At 37.2% G+C, this 25920-nt stretch carries 24 protein-coding genes; 19 read left to right on the top strand and 5 right to left on the bottom strand.

Annotated elements, in window-relative coordinates; all coding sequences use genetic code 11:
* Window positions 1–27 precede the first annotated feature (27 nt).
* On the bottom strand, window positions 28–2121 hold the full coding sequence (locus FCR2A7T_RS10910) for an LTA synthase family protein (RefSeq protein ID WP_035118278.1): 2094 nt from the start codon (window positions 2119–2121) through the stop codon (window positions 28–30).
* 132 nt (window positions 2122–2253) lie between these two features.
* Between FCR2A7T_RS10910 and FCR2A7T_RS10905 the strand changes: the two genes are divergently transcribed.
* The 16 genes from FCR2A7T_RS10905 to FCR2A7T_RS10830 all read left to right on the top strand — a co-directional run bounded on the left by FCR2A7T_RS10905 (window position 2254) and on the right by FCR2A7T_RS10830 (window position 20584).
* Window positions 2254–2919: a response regulator transcription factor gene (locus FCR2A7T_RS10905; protein ID WP_023571353.1), complete on the top strand. Its 666-nt coding sequence runs from the start codon at window positions 2254–2256 to the stop codon at window positions 2917–2919.
* Window positions 2920–2921: 2 nt separating this feature from the next.
* Complete coding sequence (locus tag FCR2A7T_RS10900; RefSeq protein WP_023571352.1) at window positions 2922–3806, top strand: cation diffusion facilitator family transporter; 885 nt, start codon at window positions 2922–2924, stop codon at window positions 3804–3806.
* Window positions 3807–3809: 3 nt separating this feature from the next.
* A complete protein-coding gene (locus tag FCR2A7T_RS10895) occupies window positions 3810–5189 on the top strand; it encodes a sensor histidine kinase (protein WP_035118277.1) in 1380 nt (459 codons plus the stop codon).
* Between the two features lie 64 nt (window positions 5190–5253).
* Window positions 5254–9591 carry a CusA/CzcA family heavy metal efflux RND transporter gene (locus FCR2A7T_RS10890; protein WP_035118275.1) on the top strand — a complete coding sequence of 1446 codons (4338 nt, stop codon included), beginning with the start codon at window positions 5254–5256 and terminating at the stop codon, window positions 9589–9591.
* A 9-nt stretch (window positions 9592–9600) separates the two neighbouring features.
* Entirely contained in the window at window positions 9601–10719 is a 1119-nt protein-coding gene (locus FCR2A7T_RS10885; RefSeq protein ID WP_023571348.1) for an efflux RND transporter periplasmic adaptor subunit, read from the top strand.
* A gap of 7 nt (window positions 10720–10726) precedes the next feature.
* Complete coding sequence (locus FCR2A7T_RS10880) at window positions 10727–11845, top strand: VIT1/CCC1 transporter family protein (protein WP_023571347.1); 1119 nt, start codon at window positions 10727–10729, stop codon at window positions 11843–11845.
* Window positions 11846–11877: 32 nt separating this feature from the next.
* Window positions 11878–12381: a hypothetical protein gene (locus tag FCR2A7T_RS10875; protein WP_023571346.1), complete on the top strand. Its 504-nt coding sequence runs from the start codon at window positions 11878–11880 to the stop codon at window positions 12379–12381.
* 239 nt (window positions 12382–12620) lie between these two features.
* Entirely contained in the window at window positions 12621–13478 is an 858-nt protein-coding gene (hisG, locus tag FCR2A7T_RS10870; protein ID WP_023571345.1) for an ATP phosphoribosyltransferase, read from the top strand.
* 36 nt (window positions 13479–13514) lie between these two features.
* Entirely contained in the window at window positions 13515–14810 is a 1296-nt protein-coding gene (hisD, locus tag FCR2A7T_RS10865) for a histidinol dehydrogenase (RefSeq protein ID WP_023571344.1), read from the top strand.
* A 41-nt stretch (window positions 14811–14851) separates the two neighbouring features.
* Complete coding sequence (gene hisC, locus FCR2A7T_RS10860) at window positions 14852–15889, top strand: histidinol-phosphate transaminase (RefSeq protein ID WP_035118273.1); 1038 nt, start codon at window positions 14852–14854, stop codon at window positions 15887–15889.
* Window positions 15889–17028: a bifunctional histidinol-phosphatase/imidazoleglycerol-phosphate dehydratase HisB gene (gene hisB, locus FCR2A7T_RS10855; protein WP_035118271.1), complete on the top strand. Its 1140-nt coding sequence runs from the start codon at window positions 15889–15891 to the stop codon at window positions 17026–17028. Before hisC ends, hisB begins: the two co-directional genes overlap by 1 nt.
* A gap of 1 nt (window position 17029) precedes the next feature.
* Window positions 17030–17611 (top strand): imidazole glycerol phosphate synthase subunit HisH, encoded by a 582-nt coding sequence (hisH, locus tag FCR2A7T_RS10850; RefSeq protein ID WP_023571341.1) that lies wholly within the window; start codon window positions 17030–17032, stop codon window positions 17609–17611.
* Between the two features lie 139 nt (window positions 17612–17750).
* Window positions 17751–18479: a 1-(5-phosphoribosyl)-5-[(5-phosphoribosylamino)methylideneamino]imidazole-4-carboxamide isomerase gene (gene hisA / locus FCR2A7T_RS10845; protein WP_023571339.1), complete on the top strand. Its 729-nt coding sequence runs from the start codon at window positions 17751–17753 to the stop codon at window positions 18477–18479.
* Window positions 18473–19228, top strand: coding sequence for an imidazole glycerol phosphate synthase subunit HisF (gene hisF / locus FCR2A7T_RS10840; RefSeq protein WP_035118270.1), 756 nt, complete (start codon window positions 18473–18475; stop codon window positions 19226–19228). The genes hisA and hisF overlap by 7 nt, the downstream gene beginning before the upstream one ends.
* Entirely contained in the window at window positions 19215–19877 is a 663-nt protein-coding gene (gene hisIE, locus FCR2A7T_RS10835; RefSeq protein WP_262493738.1) for a bifunctional phosphoribosyl-AMP cyclohydrolase/phosphoribosyl-ATP diphosphatase HisIE, read from the top strand. Before hisF ends, hisIE begins: the two co-directional genes overlap by 14 nt.
* A gap of 41 nt (window positions 19878–19918) precedes the next feature.
* A complete protein-coding gene (locus FCR2A7T_RS10830; RefSeq protein ID WP_023571336.1) occupies window positions 19919–20584 on the top strand; it encodes a DUF2461 domain-containing protein in 666 nt (221 codons plus the stop codon).
* 62 nt (window positions 20585–20646) lie between these two features.
* On the opposite strand, the gene FCR2A7T_RS10825 is transcribed toward FCR2A7T_RS10830, so the two are convergent.
* The gene (locus FCR2A7T_RS10825) at window positions 20647–21042 is read right to left on the bottom strand and encodes a hypothetical protein (protein ID WP_023571335.1); all 396 of its coding nucleotides are present in this window, start codon (window positions 21040–21042) and stop codon (window positions 20647–20649) included.
* Window positions 21043–21140: 98 nt separating this feature from the next.
* On the opposite strand from FCR2A7T_RS10825, the gene FCR2A7T_RS10820 reads away from it, so the two are divergent.
* Window positions 21141–21557, top strand: coding sequence for an NUDIX domain-containing protein (locus tag FCR2A7T_RS10820; RefSeq protein WP_023571334.1), 417 nt, complete (start codon window positions 21141–21143; stop codon window positions 21555–21557).
* A complete protein-coding gene (locus FCR2A7T_RS10815; RefSeq protein WP_023571333.1) occupies window positions 21554–21922 on the top strand; it encodes an acyl-CoA thioesterase in 369 nt (122 codons plus the stop codon). The genes FCR2A7T_RS10820 and FCR2A7T_RS10815 overlap by 4 nt, the downstream gene beginning before the upstream one ends.
* Here FCR2A7T_RS10815 and FCR2A7T_RS10810 read toward each other — a convergent pair whose 3' ends face one another.
* The 3 genes from FCR2A7T_RS10810 to FCR2A7T_RS10800 all read right to left on the bottom strand — a co-directional run bounded on the left by FCR2A7T_RS10810 (window position 21923) and on the right by FCR2A7T_RS10800 (window position 24008).
* Window positions 21923–23161 carry a mechanosensitive ion channel family protein gene (locus tag FCR2A7T_RS10810; protein ID WP_023571332.1) on the bottom strand — a complete coding sequence of 413 codons (1239 nt, stop codon included), beginning with the start codon at window positions 23159–23161 and terminating at the stop codon, window positions 21923–21925.
* Window positions 23162–23180: 19 nt separating this feature from the next.
* Window positions 23181–23456: a DUF3817 domain-containing protein gene (locus tag FCR2A7T_RS10805; protein ID WP_023571331.1), complete on the bottom strand. Its 276-nt coding sequence runs from the start codon at window positions 23454–23456 to the stop codon at window positions 23181–23183.
* Between the two features lie 183 nt (window positions 23457–23639).
* Window positions 23640–24008: a hypothetical protein gene (locus tag FCR2A7T_RS10800; RefSeq protein WP_035118514.1), complete on the bottom strand. Its 369-nt coding sequence runs from the start codon at window positions 24006–24008 to the stop codon at window positions 23640–23642.
* 365 nt (window positions 24009–24373) lie between these two features.
* Between FCR2A7T_RS10800 and pelF the strand changes: the two genes are divergently transcribed.
* Window positions 24374–25909 (top strand): GT4 family glycosyltransferase PelF, encoded by a 1536-nt coding sequence (gene pelF, locus FCR2A7T_RS10795; RefSeq protein ID WP_051369565.1) that lies wholly within the window; start codon window positions 24374–24376, stop codon window positions 25907–25909.
* Window positions 25910–25920 lie beyond the last annotated feature (11 nt).

Genomic DNA, 25920 nt, shown 5'->3' with positions numbered 1-25920 from the left:
GATTCAAATGAATCGGCATTTTGATTTTTATTTCTGATATTTCTTATTTTTCAGCATTTCGGATGCCGTTTGATAATAAGAAATCGTTTCCTGAACCAATTTTTGGTCTATTATTTTCCTTGGTTTTTCTTCAAAATGAATCTGAAATTCCGGTTGCAATCCTTTAGTAGGTTTTAAAATCAAATCGAATTGCTTTACTTTTTTAACCGGAGCAATAATGGTCAAAATATTATTCTTTATCAAACCAAGATCTTCATATGTTGCAATAAAAGCACGTGGTTTGTACTCGGGTTTCATAACATCTTCGCCATAAAATTTGCTTTGATAATTAAAATGCAACAGTCCGAAAAGCGTTGGCATTAAATCGATTTGCGACATTAATACCCCGTTTTTCTCCGGTTGTATAAATCCGGGTGCATAAATCATGGCCGGAATTCGGTATTTTTCCATAGGCAATTCGGTTTTTCCGGAACTGGACGCGCAATGATCAGCAACAATTACAAAAACGGTATTTTTAAACCATGCTTGTTTTTCGGCCATAGTAAAAAACTGACGCAACGCATAATCGGTATATTTTACACCACCTTCACGGGATTTGGAATTGGCAGGAATATCGATTTTCCCATCAGGATACGTAAACGGACGGTGATTACTTACGGTCATCCAATGAGTAAAGAACGGTTTTCCGGACTTTACACCTTCATCCATCATTTCTATCGCTTTATTGGCCATATCGCCGTCACAAACACCCCAAATGTTTGCAAAATTAATTTTTGCTGGATCCATTGTTTTTTTATCAACGATGCTATAACCGTTTCCACTAAAAAAATCCTGCATATTATCAAAGTAAGCATCACCACCGTAAAGATAGTTGACTCCATATCCTTTTTGTCTGAACACACTTGCGGTAGAAAACTTATCCTTGTTGTCTTCGCGTTTTACAACACTTTCACCGGCTGTTGGTGGAATACAAAGAGTTACGGCTTCCAGTCCGCGAACCGTTCTGTTTCCAGTAGCATAAAGATTTGTAAAAAACAAACTTTTATCCGCCAATGAATCCAAAAAAGGAGTAATGTTCTGGTCATTGCCGTAAGCTTTCATGAAATCTGCACTCAGACTTTCTATGGTTATCAATACTACATTTTTACGGGTTTCTTTTTCTATACCGTTGATTTGTCTTAGCGTTGATCCATTTGAAATATCAGGCAACTGTTGTTTTAAAAGTGCGTATGCCTCGTTATCCGGCAATGTTGGGTAGAACTTGAAATAATCCAATTCACTGTTCATGAACGCCAAATAGAATTTATAAACACCATTAGATTGAAGCTCATTGGTAAAAACATTTTGAGAATTTTCCAATTTAGCCAACGACGGAACAGCAAATAATGAAAATCCGAAAAGAATCAAAAATAAGACTGATAACTTTATTTTCTCCGTAAAAGAAGGCAGATTGTCTAAGAATGATTTCGATTTTTTTACGATAATTACTGTTGCAATGGCTGCTACAATTCCAATTCCCGCAAATAACGGAACTACGGGATAGGATTCCATTATATTACCGATAACAGTGTTTGTATACACCAAATAATCAACTGCAATAAAATTGTATTTTACACCAAACTCATTCCAGAAAAAGAATTCACTCACCGCATTCTGAACCATAACTAAAACAAAGATGAAAATAGTTACCGAATAAAGAATGAATCGTATTTTTTTACGATATTTAGGAAGAAATAGAAGTAAGCCGAACAAAACTGTTTTCAGTCCGATCAAAGCGATTCCGATAGTAGGAACTACGCCTCCGTATTCATTTAAAATCGTATTGAAAAAAGACACATAAAGCAATAATGCCAATAATAACCCAAAAATAATATATCCCCAGGGTTTATGATACTTAGAATCCGAAAGAAATATCTGATACAACCATAAAAAAACACTGGCCAGTGTAAAAACAAAAAAATCAGAAACGATACCCAGCAAGAAGATTTTCATCACAGCACCCAAACCGAAAGAGGATTGTGTAATGGGATGAAAAATAAGAATTACTCTTAAAATTAAATTTACAATTAAGTAAAATGAGCCTAATTGCAAAAATGGATAAAGACTTTTTGTTAATTTCATAAGAAAAAATTATGATACAAACATATAAAATGGTTTTTCCAAATCGCTTAAGTTTAGCTTAAGATAAAATTTGTAGCATTCGGATAATTTTATAATTGATTAATTTCGAAGAATATTTAGCACTAAAGTCGTATGAAAATTTTAATTATAGAAGACGAGTCGGGGATTTCCAACTTTTTAAAACAAGGCTTGGAAGAAGAAGGATACACAATTCACGTGGCTTCCGACGGGATGATAGGGTTGGAAATGGCCAAAAAAGAAATGCCGGATTTAATTCTGTTAGACTGGATGCTGCCCAAACTAACCGGGTTGGAAGTTTGTGAGGCGATACGCAAAGAAGACCAAAAAACACCAATTTTGTTTCTTACCGCAAAAGACACGGTTCAGGAAACAATTGAAGGACTCAAAGCCGGGGCTAACGATTACATCAAAAAACCCTTTAGCTTTGAAGAATTACTGGAACGCATCAAAATTCATTTTCGAAACGAGCAAAAGCCTGAAATATTGAAATTAGGATCAATCAGTATTAAAACGTTAAGCCATCAGGTTTTTGTTGAAGATAAAGAAGTCTTACTGACACAACGCGAATACGACTTACTGAAATATCTAATAGAACGAAAAGGAACCGTTTGTTCCAGAAACAGTATTATTGAAGACGTTTGGGATATTCATTTTGAATACGATACCGGAGTTATTGATGTTTTCATCAACGCCATCCGAAAAAAACTCAACCTGAATAAAGATGTCGAATTGATCAAAACAATAAGAGGCGTAGGGTACATCGCCAACGAAAATTAATTATGTCAAAAACCGAAACGGCAATAAAGGCAACCTATTTCAGTATTATCGGTAATACTCTTTTGGCTTTAATAAAAGGAATCACCGGCTATTTTGGTAATTCTTATGCCATGATTGCTGACGCTATCGAATCTACTGCCGATATTTTTGCATCGTTTTTAGTGCTTTTCGGTATCAAATATTCCAACAAACCTGCCGATGATAACCATCCTTACGGTCACGGAAGAGCAGAACCGCTGGTAACGTTTATCGTAGTAGGTTTCTTAATTACATCCGCAACCATAATCGCCTACGAAAGTATCCTGAATATCGGAACTCCCCATGAGTTACCCAAACCTTTTACACTTTTCGTTTTAGGCGCCATTATCTTATGGAAAGAGTTTTCTTTTCAAACAGTGATGAAAAAAAGCAAAGAAACTAAAAGCAGCTCGCTCGAAGCAGACGCCTGGCACCACAGAAGTGATGCAATAACTTCAATAGCTGCTTTCATAGGAATTTCAATAGCGATTTATTTCGGAAAAGGATACGAATCTGCCGATGATTGGGCCGCTTTATTAGCCTCAGGATTCATTCTTTACAATTGCTATAAAATATTCAGACCAGCGCTTGGCGAAATAATGGATGAGCATTTATACCATGAATTAGAAGCCGAAATTATCCGTATCGGTGCTACAATTCCCAATATGAAAGGTATAGAAAAATGCTTCATCCGAAAAGCAGGAATGAAATACCATGTGGATTTACACATCATTGTAGACGGAACAAAAAGCGTAAAAGAAGGGCACGACATTGCGCATGTTTTAAAAGATACTTTGCGTGCCGAATTAAACGAATTGGGACACGTACTCATTCATGTTGAACCGGATTTCGAATCCATACACCGATAAATCATGTTTTCACTCTCCTTCAAGAATAGAATAGCTTTTAACTATATCATCAGTACTGCATTACTGATTTTCGTCGTATTCATCGTTATTCATCATATCGTAGAAATATCGGTTTATAATGACATCAATTCGGATATTAAAACGGAAATTGAAAAACACCGCAAAGAAATAACCATAAGCAATGGTCATATCAATTTGGCTCACGAAGAAGAGTGGAAAGAAAGGGAACACAATACCTTTGATGTTAATCCTGTTTTTATCGAGTTTGTAGACAATAAAGGAAATCTGATTGACAAATCGCCAAACCTTAAAGACAAATCCCTTTTCCTAACCAATGCAGATCACGACAATGACTTTTACGATACTTATTTAGATGGAAAAATTATTCGACAGATTCAGGTTCCGATTTTTGACAACCAACAAAAAGCAGGTTACGTAATAATTGCCATGTCTTTAGAAGATGCAGTAATGGTAATTAACAATCAGCGGGAAATTTTACTGATTGCTTTTCCATTAATTTTAATTGTGCTTTTTTTTATCGCAAGAATTATAGCCGGAAGAAGTATTAAACCGGTAAGTACGATTATTAAAACGTCTTCGGAAATAACAAAAGACAATTTAAGTGCCCGAATTGAATTACCCAAAAACAAAGACGAGCTATATCAACTATCCAAAAACATCAATGAGCTTTTGGACCGAATCGAAAGCGCTGTCGAACGCGAAAAACAGTTCACTTCCGATGCTTCTCACGAATTAAGAACACCATTGGCTGTAATCAAAGGGACATTGGAGGTTTTAATTCGCAAACCCCGAACCAACGAAGAGTATATCGATAAAATTAATTTTTGCGTTTCCGAAGTCGACCGTCTAAATAATTTAGTGGATGAGCTGTTATTGCTGGCCCGATTCGAAAACCAAAAACAATATGTAAAAAGCGAAGAAGTGCTTTTGAATTCAACTTTTCTGGATGTTCTTGCCCGATTTGCCCCAAAATTCCAAAGTAAAAATATTACCGTAAAAACCGATTTTTCGAAAGATTACTATGTAAAAACAGACAATTACCTGCTGTCCATAATTATCGGAAACATCATTTCCAATGCAGTAAAATATACATTGCAAAACGGAACGGTAATAATCGATATTTCAAAAGATGGCGAAAAAACCGTCTGCAAAATTACCGATAACGGTATTGGTATAAAAAAAGAAGACCTGAATGCTATTTTCGATCAGTTTTATCGTTCGGAAGCATCAACACACTCCGATATTAAAGGAACTGGCTTAGGTTTATCAATTGTAAGGAAATTATGCTTACTTTTAAATATCCAAATCAACATTAACAGTACGCTAAATGAAGGGACTGAAGTAATTTTAAGCTTTTCGTAAGAACATCTTAAGGCTATCTTAAGTTACCTTTTTTCTTTCATTTTTAAATTTGTTAAAAAATATAATGATGGATAAAATAATTGGATTCAGCCTTCGAAATAAATTCATAATCATTCTTTTTACGATTGGTATTATAGGATTTGGAATGTTTTCTGTTTTCCAGATTTCCATTGGTGCCGTTCCGGATGTTACCAATAATCAGGTACAGGTGATTACTACTTCTCGCAACCTTTCCACAGAAGATATTGAGCAATATATTACCTATCCGGTCGAGTTGGAAATGGCCAATTTACCCGGCGTTAAAGAAATCCGTTCCATTTCAAAATTCGGATTATCTGTGGTTACCATTGTTTTCGATGAAAAGGAAGGAACTTATCTGCCGCGTCAGTTAATTGCCGAAAAAATCAAAACCGCTTCCGAAAAAATTCCGCAAGGTTTCGGAACTCCCGAAATGGGACCCATAACGACGGGACTTGGTGAAATTTATCAATACATTCTCGACGTAAAACCCGAATATAAAAATCAATATTCAGTAACCGATTTACGCACAATCCAGGACTGGACGGTAAAACGCCAGCTTTCCGGAATCAACGGTGTAGTCGAAATCAACACTTGGGGCGGCTACTTAAAACAATATGAAATCGCCATAAACACTGCTAGTTTAAAAGCGATGAATATTGAAATTGGTGAGGTTTTCCGAGCTTTGGAAAACAACAACAGTATTGCCGGAGGTGCTTATATCGAAAAAGAAAATCAGAGTTATTTTATCCGTGGAGAAGGAAAAGTTAATTCCGTTTCCGATATTGAAAACATTGTTGTAAAGAACAATAACGGGATTCCGGTTTATGTGAAAAATGTTGCTCAGGTGCGCTACGGTCATGCAAACCGTTTCGGAGCTATAACCGCCAATGGAGAAGGTGAGAAAGTTTTAGGTCAGGTTATGATGCTGAAAGGCGCTAATTCCAAGCAAGTAATTGAAGATGTAAAAAACCGCGTAGCTGAAATCCAGAAAACACTTCCGAAAGGCGTTTACATAAACGGATTTTTGGAACGAAGTGAATTGGTGGGTAAAACCACATTCACCGTAGCGGAAAATCTTATTTTAGGTTGTCTTATTGTAATTTTTGTCGTAGTGCTTTTATTAGGAAACTGGCGCTCCGGCTTGGTAGTGGCTTCGGTAATTCCGCTTTGCCTGTTGTTTGCCATATCTTTTATGAACCTTCTCGGAATTGACGCCAACCTAATGAGTTTAGGGGCAATCGACTTCGGAATCATCATTGATGGTGCGGTAATTATAGTGGAGTTTATCGCATTTCAGATAACCCATAAATCGGCAGAATTAAACCAACTTTCCGGAACAGACCAACAATCGGAAATCGACCGAATTACGCTCAAAAGTGCTTCAAAAATGATGAACTCGGCCGTTTTCGGACAATTAATCATCCTGATTGTTTTCATCCCGATCCTGTCTTTAACCGGAGTGGAAGGAAAAATGTTCAAACCAATGGCGATGACTTTCAGTTTTGCATTGGTAGGCGCGATGTTGTTCTGTTTTACCTATGTACCGGTAATTTCTTCCCTATTTTTAAAACCGAAAGAGGAAAATCCAAATTCTCTGTCGAATCGTTTAATCAATAAAATAAATTCCTTGTATTTACCCGTAATAACCTGGGCTTTAAGCAATACCAAAAAAGTAATGTACGGCGCGTTTGGCTTGCTTTTACTGGCAATCGGTTTATTTACAACAATGGGTGGGGAATTCATCCCAACGTTAGACGAAGGCGATTTCGTAATCCAACCTGTTTTAAAAACCGGAACTTCCCTAACAAAAACAATAGGAACAACAACCAAAATTGAGAAAATCATACTGAAAAATTTTCCGGAAGTCAATCAGGTTGTAAGCCGCATCGGTGCTGCCGAAGTGCCTACAGATCCTATGAGTATGGAGGAAAGTGATGTTATTGTTAAACTGAAACCAAAATCTGAATGGGTTTCCGCCGAAACTAAAGACGAATTGGCCGATAAGATTAAAGCGGCAATCGAAAAACAGATTCCAAATATGGAAATTGAGTTTACACAACCTATCGAAATGCGTTTTAACGAATTGATTTCCGGAACGCGTTCGGATGTGGCGGTGAAAATTTTCGGTGAAGATTTGAACGTCTTGGCCCGAAAAGCAAAAGAAATCGAAAAGGCAATTAAAAACGTGGAAGGCGCTTCTGATATTATTATCGAAAAAACGGAAGGTTTACCGCAAATGGCCGTTCGCTACGACAGAAGCAAGATTGCACGATACGGATTAAATATTGCCGATTTAAATGAAATCATAGCACTTGGTTTTGCCGGAAAAACGGTAGGCAATGTGTTTGAAGGTGAAAAACGTTTCGATATGGTTATTCGATTAGACAAAACCAACCGAAGAGATATTGAAGATTTGCGTAATTTATATGTTTCTACACCTTCCGGAGATCAGATACCACTAAGCGAATTAGCACAAATTGAATACACCGAAGGTCCTGCGAAAATTTCAAGAGACAATACCCAAAGAAGAATTGTTGTCGGAATCAATGTAAGAAACCGAGATTTACAGAGTGTTGTAGATGATATTCAGCGCATTGTGGAAACCAAAGTAAAACTGCCTTCCGGTTATCATGTTACGTATGGCGGACAGTTTGAAAACCTGCAAAGCGCTAAAGCCCGATTAATGATTGCAGTTCCAATCGCACTAGTACTGATCTTCATTATGCTGTATTTTGCTTTCGGTTCCGTTAAAGAAGCCTTGTTGGTGTATTCTGCTATTCCACTTTCGGCCGTTGGAGGAATTTTATTTCTGTGGATCAGAGATTTGCCGTTCAGTATTTCGGCAGGCGTTGGTTTTATTGCGCTTTTCGGAATCGCCGTATTGAACGGAATCGTACTTATTGAACACTTTAAAGAATTAAAACACCAGGGAATAAACAACATGAACGAACTGATTTTAAAAGGTACAACCGACAGATTACGTCCGGTTTTATTAACTGCTTCCGCTGCAGCTTTAGGCTTTTTACCAATGGCAATTTCAGCTTCGGCAGGAGCAGAGGTACAACGACCGTTAGCAACGGTAGTAATTGGAGGTTTGTTTACCGCCACTTTACTGACAATGATAGTATTACCAATTTTATACAAAGTTTTTGATTCGAAAGAAATTATAAAACCAAAACTAAAAAAGAAACATAAAAACGTTATTCCGGTTATTTTGTTTTTATTAGGTTCTTCTGTCGCTTTTTCGCAAAACAACAATCCTGAATTGGACAGTTTAGTATCCAAAGCGATTGCCAATAACAAAGGAATAAAAGCTTCCCAATTACAGGTCGATAAAGCAAAGGCCAACATAAAAACAGCGTTTTCTTTTGATAAAGCCAATATATATTATGGTTACGATCAAAATAATCTGGCAATAAACAATTTACCGCTGAAAGTCTTTGGGGTACAACAGCGTTTTGCATTTCCAACTGTTTACGGTGCACATAAAAACCTGTATCAATCAGAATATGAAACACAGCAATCGAATTTCGAAATTCAGAAAAACAAACTCACACACAGTGTAAATCAGACCTATCAGGAAATCGTTTTGTTACAGCATCAGGAAAAACTGTACCGTTATTTAGACAGTCTGTACCAAAATTTCTCAAAAGCAAGCAGTCGAAAATTTGAATTAGGAGAATCCAATTATTTGGAAAAAATTACTGCCGAAGCAAAGTTCCGTCAAATTAAAACAACGCTTTTGCAAATCGAAAAACAGAAAAAAGCGAATCTTGAAATTTTACAATCCTTACTACAATCGGATGAGAATTTTAATATTAAAAACAACACAATCGTTCCTTTAAATAATTTAAGCAATAAATCAAATAAAGAATTATACAATTCTTATTTTGAAAACATTACGAAAAATTATAAAAATCAAATATCGATACAGAAACAAAACTGGTTACCCGATTTAAATCTAGAATATTTTCAAGGGAAAAACAGCGGTTTATCGCAATCGTTATATGGTTTTCAGGTAGGCATTGCGGTACCGATTCTGTTTTCCGGAAACATTGCCAAATCTAAAGTAGCCAAGTTGGAACTGCAAAGTTGGGAACAGCAAAAACAGAATGAAGAACTTAAAATCGACAAATACATCAGCCAGAAAACCAGTGAACTGGAAAAACATGCTGAAGCCATTGCTTATTATAACGAATACGGTAAAAAATTATCCGAAGAAATTATAAAAGTGGCTAACATGAGTTACAAACACGGCGAAATTGATTTCTTTCAATATATTTTAAGTCTGGAAAACGCAACTTCCATTCAGATGGATTATTTAAACAATGTACTACAATACAACAAAACACAACTGGATATTCAATATCTTAATTTTTAAATCGTTACCATGAAAAAATATTTTTTTACCCTACTCATAGCCACAGCTTTGTTTTCCTGTAAAAAACAGGCTCCGGAAACCGTTGAAACACCTGTGAACGATTTGATTTCTGTTACAAAAGAACAGTTTCAGTCGGGCGGAATGCAAATCAGTCAACCTGTCGAACAGGATTTTGATGTAACTGTTAAAGCATCTGGAAAAATTGATGTTCCGCCTCAAAATCGGGCAAAAGTAACTACGTTTTTAGGTGGCTATATTAAATCAACAACACTTTTGGTAGGCGATAAAGTTACCAAAGGTCAAGCATTGGTTACTTTGGAAAACACTGATTTTATTGACATTCAGAAAGATTATCTTGAAGTTGCAGAGCAAATCGATTACCTGAAATCCGAATACGAAAGACAAAAAACCTTATACAACGAAAAAATTGCCTCTCAGAAAAATTATCTGAAAGCCGAAAGTGATTTTCGTAGAGCTAAAGCAATGTACAACAGTTTAAGAGAAAAATTATTGCTTTTAAACATCAATCCAAAAAATGTTGAAAACGGTAAATTAACATCTACAATAACTATTTATGCGCCAATTTCGGGAAATATTGTAGTGATGAATGTAAATACCGGAATGTTTATAGCGCCGTCTGATGTTATTTTGGAAATTGTACAAACCGATCACCTTCATTTAGAAATGGCTGTTTTTGAGAAAGATATCTTAAAAATAAAAGAAAATCAACCGATAAAATTCACCGTTCCGGAAGCTTCAAAAGATGTTTTCGATGCTAGTGTGCACCTAGTTGGAAAATCCATTGAAGGAAACGACAGAACCATTAACGTTCACGGTCATTTATCAGATGCGATTAAACAAAAACTACTTACAGGAATGTTCGTTGAAGCCTCTATAGTTGTCGACAGAAAAAAAGGACTTGCCATTCCAACTGAAGCTTTAATTACCGAAAATAATAAAAATTTCGTACTTTTATTACAAAGTGATACAAACAACAATTATTCCTTTAAAAAAGTTGGCGTTACCATTGGAGAAAAATCCGAACAATTTGTTGAAATCATTCCGAATACTCAGGTCAACACCAATTCAAAATTACTTACAAAAGGAGTTTTTGATGTAGCAAATTAACAACATCATGGAGGCAAAAAAACTTAAAGAACAACTGCAAACCGAAGTCGATACTGCTTTTTTGTACGACAGCATTGCCAATTTACAAACAGATGTCAATCTGAAAAAAGTATTGCAGAGTCTATCAGAGATTGAAAAAAATCATGCGGTTCACATTCTTGCCAAGCTGCAGGAAAGCAATCCAAACATGGTTGCACCATTGCCTTCATCACGAGCAAAACTGCAATTGAAATTGGGTAAGATTTTCGGCTATAATTCGATCATCAGCAACCTTTCCAACATCGAAAAACAGTTTGCAGTAAATTCGATAAAAAATAAAATTGAAAAAGGTGAGAAGCTCACCGGATACGAACACAATCACCTGAAAATCATTGAAGCCGTCAATCAGAATGCCGCTTTTAATGTTTCTGGCGGTTTACTGTCGAAATTTGAAAGCCGTCACAAATCGGTAGGAGGAAATGCCTTGCGTGCAGCCGTTTTAGGAGCCAATGACGGACTCGTTTCCAACATGAGTTTGGTGATGGGTGTTGCAGGTGCAGCCGTTTCTAACAGTACGATTCTATTAACCGGTTCTGCGGGATTATTGGCAGGTGCGATTTCAATGGCTTTGGGGGAATGGTTATCGGTTCAGAGTTCAAAAGAATTATACGAAAACCAAATCGCCCTTGAAACACAGGAATTAGAAGCTTCTCCGGAAGAAGAAAAGAAAGAATTGGCGCTATTGTACCAAGCCAAAGGTATGAATGCAGAAGAAGCGATGAAATTGGCCAACAAAGCTTTTGAAACAAATGAGTCAGCCATCGAAACCTTAATCACGGAAGAACTGAATATCAATAAAGAAGAACTCGAAGGATCAGCTTGGGAAGCTGCCATCACCTCATTTATTTTATTTGCGGTTGGTGCCATCATTCCGTTGTATCCGTTCATGTTTCTTGATGGTAGAAACGCCATATATTTAAGCATTGCAAGTGCGGTGGTCGGGCTATTCGGAATCGGATCGGCAATTACACTTTTTACCGGGAAAAGCATTCTTTTTTCTGGTATCCGACAAGTATTTTTTGGTCTCGCTGCAGCAGCGGTGACTTACGGAATCGGAGCGCTGATTGGCGTTTCCATTGCAGGTTAACTAATCTATAAACAAATTAAAACTATTTTATCATGAACGACGCACATTTACACATGGTTGTAAACCATTTTCCGATTATCGGAACCATTTTAGGATTGGGAATTTTAATTGCAGGATTATTGCTGAAAAATAAATCAGTGCAACATACGGCTTATGTATTGTTTACCATTGCAGCCATTTTCGGGTTATTATCAATGAATACAGGAGAAGGAGCAGAAGAAATGGTAGAAGATTTACCAAACGTAGGCAAGCAAATCATCCACGAACACGAAGAGATTGCCGAGAAATTTGTAATCCTGCTATACCTGACCGGAGCGGTGGCATTATTATCGTTATTCATGTCCTTTAAAAACCATGCAAAAGCCAAGTTTTTTGCCTATGCGACTTTGATTTTAGCAATCGGAACAGCCGTTTTATCAAAAAATGTTGGTACTTCCGGTGGCGAAATCCGTCATACTGAAATTCGCGAAAACGCCAGCAATAATGAAGCTTCATCGCAAACAAACGGAACAGAAACCACTGACGATGAGCATTAAACAAAATATAAAATTTCAAAAAAAGTTGTTTTATAACAAAGAATGACTTTACATTTGCAACATCAAAACAAACAAAAAATGTTTTTAAACCAGTTACATCATCATCATTATTTCTCCGCTCAAGCGAAGTGATAATGGTATGTGTATAAATCATATATTTTTAAAACCCGTTTGAGTACATCAAACGGGTTTTTTATTTCCACACGTTACGTTGTACTCAGACTTTTCAATCCAAAACAATGAGTACATTAAAAATTGCAATTCAAAAATCTGGACGTCTTAACGAAGACAGCCTAAAAATCTTGAAAGACTGTGGCATCTCGGTAGAAAACGGTAACGACCAACTCAAAGCCACAGCATCAAATTTTCCGCTGGAAATCTTATTTCTCCGAAACTCCGACATTCCTCAGTATCTGATTGACGGAGTGGCAGATATCGCTATCGTAGGTGATAATTTACTTGTCGAAAAAGGGACAAATATCACCATTGCAGAACGTTTGGGATTTTCAAAATGCAGCGTTTCAATAGCTGTTCCTAAAACCTTTGAATACAACAATCTGAAAGATCTGAACGGATTACGCATCGCCACTTCCTATCCGAATACCGTTCAAAATTACTTCAACTCCAAAAATGTTGCTGTAGAACTTCATGAAATCTCGGGTTCCGTTGAAATAGCGCCTAATATCGGACTTTCAGATGCTATTGTAGATATCGTTTCCACCGGAAGTACGCTTTTTAAAAACAACCTGAAAGAAGTGGAAGTCATCCTGAAAAGTGAAGCAGTCCTTGCCATTTCACCTAAAATTTCGGAAGAAAAACAAGCCGTTCTAGATAAGCTTCGCTTTCGGATTCAATCGGTTTTGAAGGCTCGGAAATCGAAATACATACTGATGAATGTTCCAAATGAGAAAATTCCGGAAATCAGTAAAATATTGCCCGTTTTAAAAAGTCCAACCGTGATGCCATTAGCCGAAAAAGGCTGGAGCAGTGTGCATTCGGTAATCAATGAAGCGCTTTTCTGGGAGGTCATTGACCAACTGAAAGCCGCCGGAGCAGAAGGAATTCTGGTTTGCCCAATAGAAAAAATGGTGCTGTAAATAGATTCAAGAAAAGAAAACATAGAAAATAGAAATATGAAAAAAATACTAAATCCAAACAAAAACGAATGGTCTGCTTTAATGCAACGTCCCACAAGAAACTTCAAGGAAATTGAAGCAACTGTGACTCAGATTTTTAAAGAAATCCAGCAAAAAGGCGATGTCGCGGTAGCAAAATACACATCTTTTTTTGACGGAATCGAATTGTCAAAAATCAGCGTTTCAGATGTTGAACTCAAAGAAGGAATCGCATTAGTTCCGAACGAATTGAAAGACGCCATAAAGCAAGCCAAAACCAACATCGAAGCGTTTCACAGCGCTCAAAAAACCGAACGTATAACAATTGAAACTACCGAAGGTGTTAGTTGTTGGCAGGAAAAACGCCCGATTCAAAAAGTAGGCTTATACATTCCAGGTGGTTCAGCGCCTTTGTTTTCAACGGTTTTAATGCTGGCTGTTCCGGCACAATTAGCAGGTTGTCAAGAAATTATATTGTGTTCACCGCCTAATAAAGATGGGAAAATCAATTCAGCTATTTTATATGCGGCAAATTTATGCGGTGTGACGAAAATTTTAAAAGTAGGCGGTATTCAAGCCATCGCAGGGATGACATTTGGAACGGAATCGATTCCGAAAGTATCTAAAATTTTCGGTCCCGGGAATCAGTTTGTAACTGTGGCTAAACAAGTGGCGACACAGTTCGGTATAGCCATCGATCTGCCTGCCGGTCCTTCAGAATTGTTAGTCGTAGCAGATGATTCAGCAATTCCGGCTTTTGTGGCTTCCGATTTATTAAGTCAGGCGGAACACGGTTCGGACAGCCAGGTAATTTTGGTTTCCACCTCAAAAAAAATGATTACTGCCGTTGAAAAAGAGGTGGAAGAACAGCTAAACAAACTTCCGCGAAAAGACATAGCCGAAAAAGCCATTGGCAATTCAAAATTAATTTATGTTGAAAACGACACTATTGCTTTGGATTTTATCAATGAATATGCGCCGGAACACTTTATTATCGCAACAGCAAATGAAGATTTTTATGTTGATGGAATTCAGAATGCCGGTTCGGTTTTCGTTGGGAAGTATACTCCGGAAAGTGCCGGTGATTACGCTTCCGGAACGAATCACACCTTGCCAACCAACGGTTTTGCTAAGAATTACAGCGGAGTAAATCTGGACAATTTTCTAAAAGCGATGACTTTTCAGAAGATTACTGAAAAAGGCCTTCAAAACATCGGTAAAACCATAGAAATCATGGCGGAAGCCGAAGGTTTGCAAGCACACAAAAACGCGGTAACCTTACGATTAAACGCGTTAAAAAACAAAAATATATAGTTTGTCATTTCGACAAAGGAGAAATCTCATAATCAATAACAATGAACTTAGATAAACTAATCCGAAACAACATAAAAACGATGCAACCTTATTCCTCGGCGCGGGATGAATTCAAGGATTTTGAACAAAAAATGATCTTTCTGGACGCGAATGAAAGTCCGTTCGAAAATGGCGTAAACCGATATCCTGATCCGCAGCAAAAATCGGTAAAAAGACTTTTGGCTGATCAAAAAGGGGTGCATGCTAACCAAATTCTTCTCGGAAATGGAAGTGATGAAGTATTGGATTTGCTGTTCCGCGTTTTTTGCGAACCGAATCGCGACAACGTGATTACACTTCCACCAACTTATGGTATGTATGGCGTTTTGGCCAATCTTAATGCCGTAGAAAACAGAGAAGTTTTGCTTTCGGCAGATGATTTTCAGCCTCAAACTGAAGTAATTCTGAAAACAATCGATACCAATACCAAAATGATTTTCCTTTGTTCGCCTAACAATCCCACGGGAAATTCCTTTTCCAAGGAAAGTATCGTAACTTTAATACAGTATTTCAACGGTTTGGTGGTTTTAGATGAAGCCTACATTGATTTTTCCGAAAACGAAAGTTGGCTAGCAAAATTAAAGGAGTATCCGAATCTGGTCATCACACAAACATTTTCGAAAGCTTATGGTTTGGCCGGAATTCGAATGGGAATTTTGTATGCGTCGGCGGAAATTATTTCGGTTTTAAACAAAATTAAACCCCCTTACAATCTGAACAATCTGTCGCAACAAAAAGCGCTAGAAGTGTTAACCGAAAATAAAACAACAGATGATAGAATAACTTTAATTAAAGCAGAAAAAAAGGTTTTACTTAAACAATTACTTGAAGTAAAATTTATTCAAAAAACATATCCTTCAGAGGCGAATTACATCTTGATTAAAGTAGATGATGCACACAAAAGATACAATCAGCTTTTAGAAAAAGGCATTGTAGTCCGAAACCGAAGCAATCAGCCGTTATGTAAAAATTGCTTGCGAATTTCCATCGGCACTCCAGAAGAAAACCAACTATTAATCAACGCACTAAAAACACTCTAATGGCACAAAAAGTTTTATTTATAGACAGAGACGGAACGCTTGTTTTAGAACCGGACGACTACCAATTGGACAGTTTTTCAAAATTGGAATTTTATCCGGAAGTCTTTCAATACCTGTCAAAAATCGCTAAGGAATTGGACTTTGAATTGGTCATGGTAACCAATCAGGACGGACTCGGTACAACAAATTTTCCCGAAGAAACGTTTTGGCCTGTTCAAAATTTTATCCTGAAAACCCTTGAAAATGAAGGAATAACATTCAAGGAAGTTTTTATCGACCGAAGTTTCCCTCAAGACAACGCGCCAACCCGAAAACCCGGAACCGGAATGCTGACCAAATATTTGAACAATTCAAACTACGATTTAAAAAATTCTTTCGTAATCGGCGACCGTTTAACCGACGTGGAATTGGCGAAAAACATTGGCAGTAAAGCGATTTTCATAACAGCTCACGAGGCTTTGGGTAGCAACGAAATTTCTTTTGAAAAAACCGAACTGGAAAAACAAATCACTTTGAAAACCACGTCATGGAAAGCAATTTACGAGTTTCTGAAATTGAAAAACCGAACGGCAACCGTAATCCGGAAAACCAATGAAACAGATATCGCAATTACTATAAATCTCGACGGAATCGGAAAAAGCAACATCAAAACCGGTTTGGCCTTTTTCGATCATATGCTGGATCAAATCGCCCGTCACGGACAAATGGATTTGGAAATTCAAGTCAAAGGCGATTTGGAAGTAGACGAACACCACACCATAGAAGACACGGCAATTGCCTTGGGAGAAGCCTTCGCAAATGCTTTGGGAAACAAACTGGGCATCGAACGCTACGGATTCTGTCTGCCGATGGACGATTGTCTGGCACAAGTAACCATTGATTTCGGTGGCAGAAACTGGTTGGTTTGGGAAGCCGATTTCAAACGGGAAAAAATAGGGGAAATGCCCACGGAAATGTTCTTTCATTTTTTCAAATCCTTCACCGACGGCGCCAAAGCAAATCTGAACATCAAAGCCGAAGGCACCAACGAACATCATAAAATCGAAGCCATTTTTAAAGCGTTTGCCAAAGCGATAAAAGCCGCCGTAAAACGCGATGCCGAAAAAATGATTTTGCCCTCCACAAAAGGAATGTTATAACATGAAAATAGCCATTATAGATTACGATTCCGGAAATACCCAAAGTGTACTGTTTGCATTGGAAAGCCTTGGTTTTACAGGAATCATCACCAAAGACAAAGACGAAATCACAACAGCCGACAAAGTGATTTTCCCAGGTGTGGGCGAGGCGGGAAGTGCCATGAAAAAACTGCAGGAAAGTGGTTTAGACTTAGTAATTCCAACCTTGCAACAACCGGTTTTGGGCATTTGCCTGGGAATGCAGTTAATGTGCAACACTACCGAAGAAAGCAATACTAAAGGTTTAGGGATTTTCGAGGTTAACGTACTTAAATTCCCAAACACTGTTAAGGTTCCGCAAATGGGTTGGAATACCATTTACAATCTGAACTCGCCTTTATTTACAGGAATTCCGGAAAACGAATACCTGTATTTGGTACACAGTTTTTATGCGCCGCTAAACGAAAATGCAATCGCGGTAACGCAGTACGGACAAGAATATGCGTCGGCTTTGCAAAAAGAGAATTTTTACGGCGTACAATTTCATCCTGAAAAGAGCGGAAAAATCGGAGCACAAATTTTATCGAATTTTTTGAGCTTATAATTTGGGCGTTCGGGCGGGCTTTACGTTGCAATCTTTTGTTTTTTTTTTTAAGGAAAAAACAAAAGGATTTCCACTGCAATCCCTAACGCAACATCGAATTGCAATCACAATTAAATAAAAATCCACAATCTGAAATATAATGAAAATCATACCCGCCATAGACATCATCGACGGAAAATGCGTGCGTTTATCCAAAGGCGATTACGCCACTCAGAAAACATACAACGAAAATCCGTTGGAAGTAGCCAAACAATTCGAAGCACACGGAATCCAATATTTACACTTAGTCGACTTAGACGGCGCAAAATCGAATCAAATTGTAAATTATAAAGTTCTGGAACAAATCGCCTCTAAAACAGCGTTACAAATTGATTTCGGTGGCGGTATAAAATCGGATGCCGATTTACAAATCGCTTTCGAATGTGGCGCCAACCAAATCACCGGCGGAAGTATTGCCGTAAAAAATCCGGAATTATTTCAGGAATGGATTTCAAAATACGGTGCCGAAAAAATAATTCTCGGCGCAGATGTCAACAATCGAAAAATAGCCGTTTCCGGTTGGTTGGAAGAAAGTTCGGAAGACTTGATTCCTTTTATCGAAAACTATCTGAAAAAAGGAATTACAACCGTTATCTGCACAGATATCGCGAAAGACGGCATGTTGGAAGGCCCAAGTTTCGAGCTGTATCAGGAGATTCTAGAAACGGTTTCAGACCTAAAACTGATTGCTTCGGGAGGCATTTCAACGTTTGAAGAACTTCCAAAATTAGCCGAATTGGGCAGTGAAGGAACCATTATCGGGAAAGCTATTTACGAAGGTAGAATTACATTAAAAGAACTCGAACATTATATCATTCAACCATGCTAACAAAAAGAATAATTCCCTGTCTCGATATCAAAAACGGAAGAACAGTTAAAGGGGTCAATTTCATTGATCTAAAAGATGCCGGAGACCCAGTAGAATTAGCCAAAAAGTATACAGAAACCGGTGCCGATGAACTCGTTTTCTTAGACATTTCCGCAACCGAAGAACGCCGAAAAACCCTCATCCCATTGGTTCGTGAAGTGGCAAAAGCCATCAATATACCGTTTACCGTTGGTGGCGGCATTTCTTCCGCAGAAGACGTAAAATTACTACTTCAAAACGGCGCCGACAAAGTATCCATAAACTCATCGGCTGTAAAAAATCCGAGCCTGATTACTGAATTGGCGCAGGAATTCGGGAGTCAGTGCGTTGTGGTTGCCATCGATGCTAAATTGATTGACAATCAATGGAAAGTGCATTTAATGGGCGGAAAAACTGCAGCGAAATTGGACTTATTCCAATGGGCGAAAGAAGCACAAGATAGAGGCGCCGGTGAAATTTTATTCACTTCCATGAACAACGACGGAACAAAAAAAGGGTTCGCCAATGAAGCTTTAGCCAAACTGTCGGAAACTGTAAACATTCCGATTATTGCCAGTGGTGGCGCAGGAACAATGCAGCATTTTGCCGATGCCTTCATAAACGGGAAAGCCGATGCAGCTCTTGCCGCTAGTGTTTTTCATTATCAGGAAATCGAAATTCCACAACTGAAACAGTTTTTGAAAGAAAAGAATGTGAGTGTTAGGATATAGAAAGAAAAGGGAAAAGGGAAAAGGAAGAAAAAACAGAAAAGAACACAAAATGAAATTAGATTTCACCAAAAACACAGACGGTTTACTTCCTGTAATTGTTCAGGATAGCGAAACCAAAAACGTACTCATGTTAGGCTACATGAATCAGGAGGCGTTAAACAAAACCCTGGAAACCAATAAAGTGACCTTCTTCAGCAGAACCAAAAACCGATTGTGGACAAAAGGCGAGGAGAGTGGCAACTTTTTAAAATTGGTTAGTATTAAAGAAGATTGCGACAACGATACACTTTTAATCAAAGCACGACCGGCAGGACCAATCTGTCACACCGGTTCCGATACTTGCTGGCAGGAAGTTAACAATCAGGAGTTTGGTTTTCTTTCAAAATTGGAAAACACGATTAAAGAACGGAAGGAAAACGCAAATTCGGAAAACAGTTATATAGCTTCTTTGTTCACAAAAGGCATCAATAAAATTGCCCAGAAAGTAGGCGAGGAAGCTATAGAAGTCGTTATCGAAGCCAAAGATTCCAACAATGATTTATTTCTGAATGAAAGCGCTGATTTACTGTTTCACTATTTAATTTTGTTGCAGGCAAAGGGATTTCAGCTGAACGACATCGTAAAAGTATTGCAGTCCCGTGAAAAATAATTTTTCGGAATTGCCAAAATAGTGTACTTTTAAAAGAAAAAATGATTTCAAAAGCCGAACTGGATTTCCTTTCCGAATTAGAAAAAAATAACAACCGGGATTGGTTTACCGACAATAAAAAACGATTTGAAAACCATCAGAAAGTAATTAAAAACTTCTTTCAGGAAATCAACGAAGAATTTGGAAAACAGGACAGTATCGAAAAAATGCAGATTCATAGAATTTATCGCGATATCCGGTTTTCTAAAGACAAAACGCCGTATAAAATCAATTTCAGTGTGAGTTTTGACCGAACCAAACCTTATTTACGAGGCGGTTATTACCTTCACATTCAGCCCGGTGGCAGTTTTGTTGGTGGCGGTTTTTGGGAACCCAATGCTGAAGATTTAAACCGAATCCGTAAGGAATTTGAAATGGACGATGAAGAAATCCGTGCAATTATTGCCGATGAGAATTTCAAAAAGTATTTCGGAGAATTAAAAGGTGAGGAATTGAAAACCGCACCAAAAGGTTTCGATAAAACCCATCCGGCCATCGATCTAATTCGTAAAAAACAATACCTGATTTCCCGAAGCTTTACCGACAAGGAAATCACTAGTGAAAATTTCAAAACCGAAGTCTTGGCTACTTTTAAAGCCATGCGCCCGTTTTTCGACTATATGAGCGACGTGCTCGGCACCAATTTAAACGGAGAAAGTCTTTATTAAAATAAAAAAAGCTGTCGTAACGGACAGCTTTTTAGTTTGTGGTATTTGCAATCTGAGTTAAATTAATCCATATTTAAAATCATAACCTGACTTTTCAACCGTTCAATCAGCATGTTCATCATTCGTTTGTTGATGTTGGAGGAATTTTTGATGTATTCTTTGTATTCTTCCACCGTAAAAAGTCCAATAATGATACCTTTCAGTGAATTTCTGAATTTGATGTCGCGCTGAATCACATTTTCAATGTATGCCATTTTTTTATCGGGTGGCATCGAGAAAAACACATTCTTTTGCTTTATCGCATAATTCAGAAAAACTTCAATGAAAAGTTCGTTCTGTAAAACCAGTATAGGTCGTAAAGTCCTGTTCTGAAATACTTCTTCAGAAGTTGACTGAGCCGAAATCGTTCCAAGAGGTTCACCTCTCAAATCAATAAGAAAAGTGTCGCGATTTTCCATGGTTTTTGTTCTTTGTATTAAAATTACGAATTATGAAATGCCAATTTATAACTGCATTTAAAAAGTTATTAGTAGTTTCGTGTTGAAAACTTTGAAACATGAGAACATCCAAAATATTTGTAACTGTTGATGCCTTTATCCTTAGAAAATCAGGTGATTTTGAATTACTTTTGATTAAACGGAAAAATGAACCTTTTAAGGATTGCTGGGCTTTACCGGGCGGATTTGTTGATGAAAACGAAGATTTAAAAACGGCCGCGATTCGGGAACTAGAAGAAGAAACCCAAATTAAAGTCGCTGATTTGGAACAGATTGGTGCTTTTGGAAAACCGTTTCGCGATCCGAGAGGACACATGGTTTCGGTAGCTTATTTCGGAATTGTTCCTGAAAACACTGTAGCTGTCGCAGCCGATGATGCTAAAGAAACCGGTTGGTTTTCTGTGAAAGATTTGCCAAAATTAGCATTTGATCATTTGGATATTGTAACTTTGACCTTACAAAAGTTTCAATTATGAATTACCAGACCAAAAAATGGGTCAGACCCGAAGATTTAAATGCCAACGGTACCTTATTCGGAGGAAAACTGTTATCGTGGATTGACGATGAAGCCGCTTTATATTCCATCATTCTTTTAAAAAACAATCGCATTGTAACCAAGTTTATGTCGGAAATCAATTTTATGAGTTCGGCGCGACAAGGCGATATTATTGAAATCGGTTTAGACATTGTAAAATTCGGAAAAACCTCCATTACCATGCGCTGTGAAGTACGTAATGTAATGACAAAAGCGGTAATTATTACTGTTGACGCAATTACAATGGTGAATTTAGACAGTTTCGGACAACCGGCCATTCATGGAATGACAGCAGTAGAAGAATAATTAATATTCGATTTTTATCGCTCCGGTTTCATTAATCTCCATATCAAAATAACGAACAGACGCTAAAATATGGTCAAAAATATCGGCCATAATGTGTTCGTATTCCACCAAACGTTTGTCGTTTACAAAGGCGTAAATTTCCAAAGGCATACCGTTTTGTGTGGGTTGCAATTGTCGGCACATGAACAACATATCTTTATTAATTCCGGGATGGTTGGCAATGTACTGATCGATATATTTTCTGAAAATACCGAAATTGGTCAGATTTCGTCCGTTAATTAATACTGATTTGTCAATTGCATTCGTTTTATTGAACTTATCAATATCCGTTTGACGGTGGTCTAAGTAAGGTTTGATTAACTGAATTCGCTTTAGGTTTTCAATCTCTTCATCATTTAAGAAACGAATGCTGCTGGATTTTAAAAGTATGGAACGTTTTAGCCGTCTTCCATCAGAATCCAGCATCCCGCGCCAGTTTTTAAAGGAATCCGAAATCAGGAAATAGGTGGGAATAGTTGTAATGGTATTGTCGAAATTCTGAACTTTTACTGTTGCCAGATTGATTTCGATTACATCACCATCGGCACCGTATTTTTCCATCGTAATCCAGTCACCAATACGAACCATATCGTTAACGGTTACCTGAATACTAGCCACGAATCCCAAAATCGTGTCACGGAAAATCAAAATAATCAAAGCTGAAATGGCTCCGAATGTGGCCAAAAGCTTATTCATATTTGTATCAAAAAGAATCAGAATAAAATAAACAATCCCGTAAACCCATAGACCAATCATAATTACCTGAATGTAACTGTCAATCGGTTTGTCTTTGAATTTTGGTTGTTCTTTTAGATAATCTTTAAGCGAATGAAAAACGCTTCGAATGATCCAAAGGGATAAAATGATGATGTAAAATTTTACTCCTTTTGTAAAAAAACTTTCCCAATACACGAATTCTTTCAGAATAATCGGAACAGTTTTATAGACAAACGAAAGTGTAAAAAGATGGGCTACATATTTAGCCGTTTTATTGGCTACCAGAAAATCATCGAAGGTCGATTTGGTTCTCTCGGCAATGATAGCCATCAGAATAATTAAAATCTTTTTGAAGAGATAATCTAAAATATAAGCAACAACAACAAGCACAACGATATTAACCGCGAGATTAATGTACTCTGCAAGATTGTCGTTAAAGTCCCAGGATTTAAGGAGCTTGTATGCCCAATTGAAGATTTTCATAAAATTTTATTGCTACAAATTACAATATTTTTTTCTCAACATAAAACGTTCCGAACGGAATTACCGATGCGATACAAACCTGAAAGTATTTTTTAAACGGCCAGTTTTCTTCCATTTTGAACATTGTGGCCAAAATTATATAACCAATAAACAATAAGCCGTGCGCCATTCCGACAGGGAAGAGTAGGGTTTTGTACAACTCCATGTTGGTTGGTTTTAAGAAAATCATGTTGGAAAATAATACTAAAAGTGAAATTCCTTCCAGGAAAGCAACAATTTTAAAAATACGCATCATAGGATAAATGATTGAAAATTAAAGCAATACCTTTTGCTTTGGTTTTTAAATTATATTTTTATCAAAAAACAGCTCAAATGTAGCACAGAAACTACTGATTCGATTGGTTTTTAACTAAAACTTATAAAAAAACTACGCCGTATAGCGTAGTTTAATATAATGTAAAATATCGTTTTAAAGGAATTAGAACGCTAAAAAAGATTTGTTGTATTCTTTTAAATCGGCTAAATTATTTTTGTTTTTCAAATCCGCGAAAAGCGAAATCAAATATTCCAGACTTTCCATATTCGTTGCATCTTCCGTTACGTTGGAGGAAGTTCCGTCAAATCCTTCAATCGGTTCATCGTCCGGGATGGCAATTAAAAAAGCGTTATTGGCTTCAATGTGCTCATACGTTAAACGAATTGCCTTAACCAATACAGGATTTTGTTCTTCAAGAGCATATTCTCTTAATTTTTTCAAATCTGTAATTAAAGTGTCAGCATTAAATCCATTTTTGAATAAATCTAATTGGATTTTGTTGATTAATTTTTGTGCAGTTGGATTTTCCACGGTAATAAGTTGATTAGTTAAGAACTTGAAATTGGTTTGCAAAAATAAACTTTATTCTCTTTTCAGGAATAAAAATGGTTCATTTATTTTTCACAATTTTCATTTTAAAAAGGGAATCGCAAATTATCGCTTTAGAATTCACAGACAACTGCATTTCATCGGTGTTTTTTTCGGATTTAACTAATTTACTTTCAATATTTTACATAACAAAAACGTTTACTGTAAATTTGTAGTAATCAAGGTTTCAACACCTTAAACAGTTAACCACAAACTGTCTTTATTTCAAAAACAGCCCAAGAACCGATTTATTTAATTTTTGATGTTTTAGCGAATACCGCTACAACAAAGAACAAATGGTTTTTGAGATGAACAAGAAATACGATGTACTTTTAATCCTTGAAGGGACTTATCCTTATAACGGTGGCGGTGTTTCAACGTGGTCTCACATGCTTTGTAACGACATAAAAAACGCCAATTTCATTTTATATTCCATCAATGCGCAGTACGAAAGCAAATCTAAATATGAACTGAGTGAAAATGTTAAAGAGATTGTTCAGGTTCCGTTGTGGTCGCCTTTAGAACCGCAGGAAATGATAAATTACGGAAAACATTTTTACACGATTGTTGATGAAAAAGAAGAGCTGAATGAAACAATCATCAAAGAAGAATTCGTTCCTGTTTTTAAACGAATGATTACCAATATATATTCAGACACCCGAAAAGCTGAAGATTTTGACGATGTCATTTTCAGAATGTGGTGTTTTTTTCAATCACACGATTATAAAAAAACCATGCAAAGTATGGCTGTATGGAGAGCATTTTGCAATTTGGTGGTAGAATTAAGCCGAAACACAAAAGAAGAGGCGACCCTAAACGACCTTACTTTCGGAATGCGTTGGATTTATCGGTTCCTCATACCACTTTCCATTGATGTTCCCAAGGCCGATATTTCGCACTTAACCATTTCCGGTTTTCCGGTCATCCCGGCACTGGTACTGAAATACAAATACAATACACCAATAATTGCCACGGAGCACGGCGTTTTCATACGGGAACGGTTACTGGCCATCAATTCATCGGAGTATTCCTATTTCCTTAAAAAATTACTGATTAAATTCTCAGAAAGCATAACCGAATTGGTTTATTATAAAGCCGATTTGATTCTTTCGGTTAATAAATTCAACATGATCTGGGAAAAATTCTATGGTGCAAATCCGGAAATTATTGAGGTGATTTACAACGGGATTGATCACAATCTTTTCGTTCCCGCACCCAAACCCAAAGCACTTGAAGGAATTCCGACAGTAGTTGCCGCTGCCCGTATTTTTGATCTGAAAGACATCATTACGATGATAAAATCCTGCGAGGTTGTAAAACGGCAAATTCCAAACGTACAATATTTGGTTTACGGCGATAATAATGCAGTTCCGGAATATACCAAAGAATGCGAAGATTTAATTGCTGAACTGCAACTACAGGACAACTTTAAATTAGCCGGATATCACAGCAAACCACACCAATTGTTTTGCGAAGGCGATATCTCCATACTGACGTCTATTTCGGAAGGATTCCCATATACTGTTTTAGAATCGATGAGTTGCGGGATTCCGGTGGTAGCAACAGATGTGGGTGGCGTTTATGAAGCTTTAGATGAAAACTGCGGATTCCTCTGCAAACCTAAAGATTACGAAGAAATTGGCAAATGCGTGATTCATCTTTTACAAAACGAACAATTACGTAAACAAATGGGAATAAACGCCCGACGAAAAGTGATTGAAAATTTCACCATAGGAAAATTTATAAAAGAATATGAAGAAGCCTATGAAAAGATTATGGGAAATAGTATGCCGGAATCATTAAAGCTGCATTTTGCAGAAAGAAAAGCTATGGAAGCGTCATAACTAATGTATTA

This window comes from Flavobacterium cauense R2A-7 (assembly GCF_000498475.1).
GTDB lineage: Bacteria > Bacteroidota > Bacteroidia > Flavobacteriales > Flavobacteriaceae > Flavobacterium > Flavobacterium cauense.
Note: the sequence above shows the minus strand (reverse complement) of the source record. Positions and strands in the feature narration are given on the sequence as shown.

Bases quoted from the DNA above. Each gene is read 5' to 3' on its own strand.
- FCR2A7T_RS10830 (WP_023571336.1), top strand. From the start codon at position 19,919: ATGATTTCAAAAGCCGAACTGGATTTCCTTTCCGAATTAGAAAAAAAT.
- hisH (WP_023571341.1), top strand. From the start codon at position 17,030: ATGAAAATAGCCATTATAGATTACGATTCCGGAAATACCCAAAGTGTA.
- pelF (WP_051369565.1), top strand. From the start codon at position 24,374: ATGAACAAGAAATACGATGTACTTTTAATCCTTGAAGGGACTTATCCT.
- FCR2A7T_RS10895 (WP_035118277.1), top strand. From the start codon at position 3,810: ATGTTTTCACTCTCCTTCAAGAATAGAATAGCTTTTAACTATATCATC.
- FCR2A7T_RS10810 (WP_023571332.1), bottom strand. From the start codon at position 23,161: ATGAAAATCTTCAATTGGGCATACAAGCTCCTTAAATCCTGGGACTTT.
- hisB (WP_035118271.1), top strand. From the start codon at position 15,889: ATGGCACAAAAAGTTTTATTTATAGACAGAGACGGAACGCTTGTTTTA.
- FCR2A7T_RS10825 (WP_023571335.1), bottom strand. From the start codon at position 21,042: ATGGAAAATCGCGACACTTTTCTTATTGATTTGAGAGGTGAACCTCTT.
- FCR2A7T_RS10820 (WP_023571334.1), top strand. From the start codon at position 21,141: ATGAGAACATCCAAAATATTTGTAACTGTTGATGCCTTTATCCTTAGA.
- hisD (WP_023571344.1), top strand. From the start codon at position 13,515: ATGAAAAAAATACTAAATCCAAACAAAAACGAATGGTCTGCTTTAATG.
- FCR2A7T_RS10890 (WP_035118275.1), top strand. From the start codon at position 5,254: ATGATGGATAAAATAATTGGATTCAGCCTTCGAAATAAATTCATAATC.
- hisF (WP_035118270.1), top strand. From the start codon at position 18,473: ATGCTAACAAAAAGAATAATTCCCTGTCTCGATATCAAAAACGGAAGA.
- FCR2A7T_RS10900 (WP_023571352.1), top strand. From the start codon at position 2,922: ATGTCAAAAACCGAAACGGCAATAAAGGCAACCTATTTCAGTATTATC.
- FCR2A7T_RS10885 (WP_023571348.1), top strand. From the start codon at position 9,601: ATGAAAAAATATTTTTTTACCCTACTCATAGCCACAGCTTTGTTTTCC.
- FCR2A7T_RS10910 (WP_035118278.1), bottom strand. From the start codon at position 2,121: ATGAAATTAACAAAAAGTCTTTATCCATTTTTGCAATTAGGCTCATTT.
- FCR2A7T_RS10875 (WP_023571346.1), top strand. From the start codon at position 11,878: ATGAACGACGCACATTTACACATGGTTGTAAACCATTTTCCGATTATC.
- FCR2A7T_RS10815 (WP_023571333.1), top strand. From the start codon at position 21,554: ATGAATTACCAGACCAAAAAATGGGTCAGACCCGAAGATTTAAATGCC.
- FCR2A7T_RS10880 (WP_023571347.1), top strand. From the start codon at position 10,727: ATGGAGGCAAAAAAACTTAAAGAACAACTGCAAACCGAAGTCGATACT.
- FCR2A7T_RS10905 (WP_023571353.1), top strand. From the start codon at position 2,254: ATGAAAATTTTAATTATAGAAGACGAGTCGGGGATTTCCAACTTTTTA.
- hisC (WP_035118273.1), top strand. From the start codon at position 14,852: ATGAACTTAGATAAACTAATCCGAAACAACATAAAAACGATGCAACCT.
- hisA (WP_023571339.1), top strand. From the start codon at position 17,751: ATGAAAATCATACCCGCCATAGACATCATCGACGGAAAATGCGTGCGT.
- FCR2A7T_RS10805 (WP_023571331.1), bottom strand. From the start codon at position 23,456: ATGATGCGTATTTTTAAAATTGTTGCTTTCCTGGAAGGAATTTCACTT.
- hisG (WP_023571345.1), top strand. From the start codon at position 12,621: ATGAGTACATTAAAAATTGCAATTCAAAAATCTGGACGTCTTAACGAA.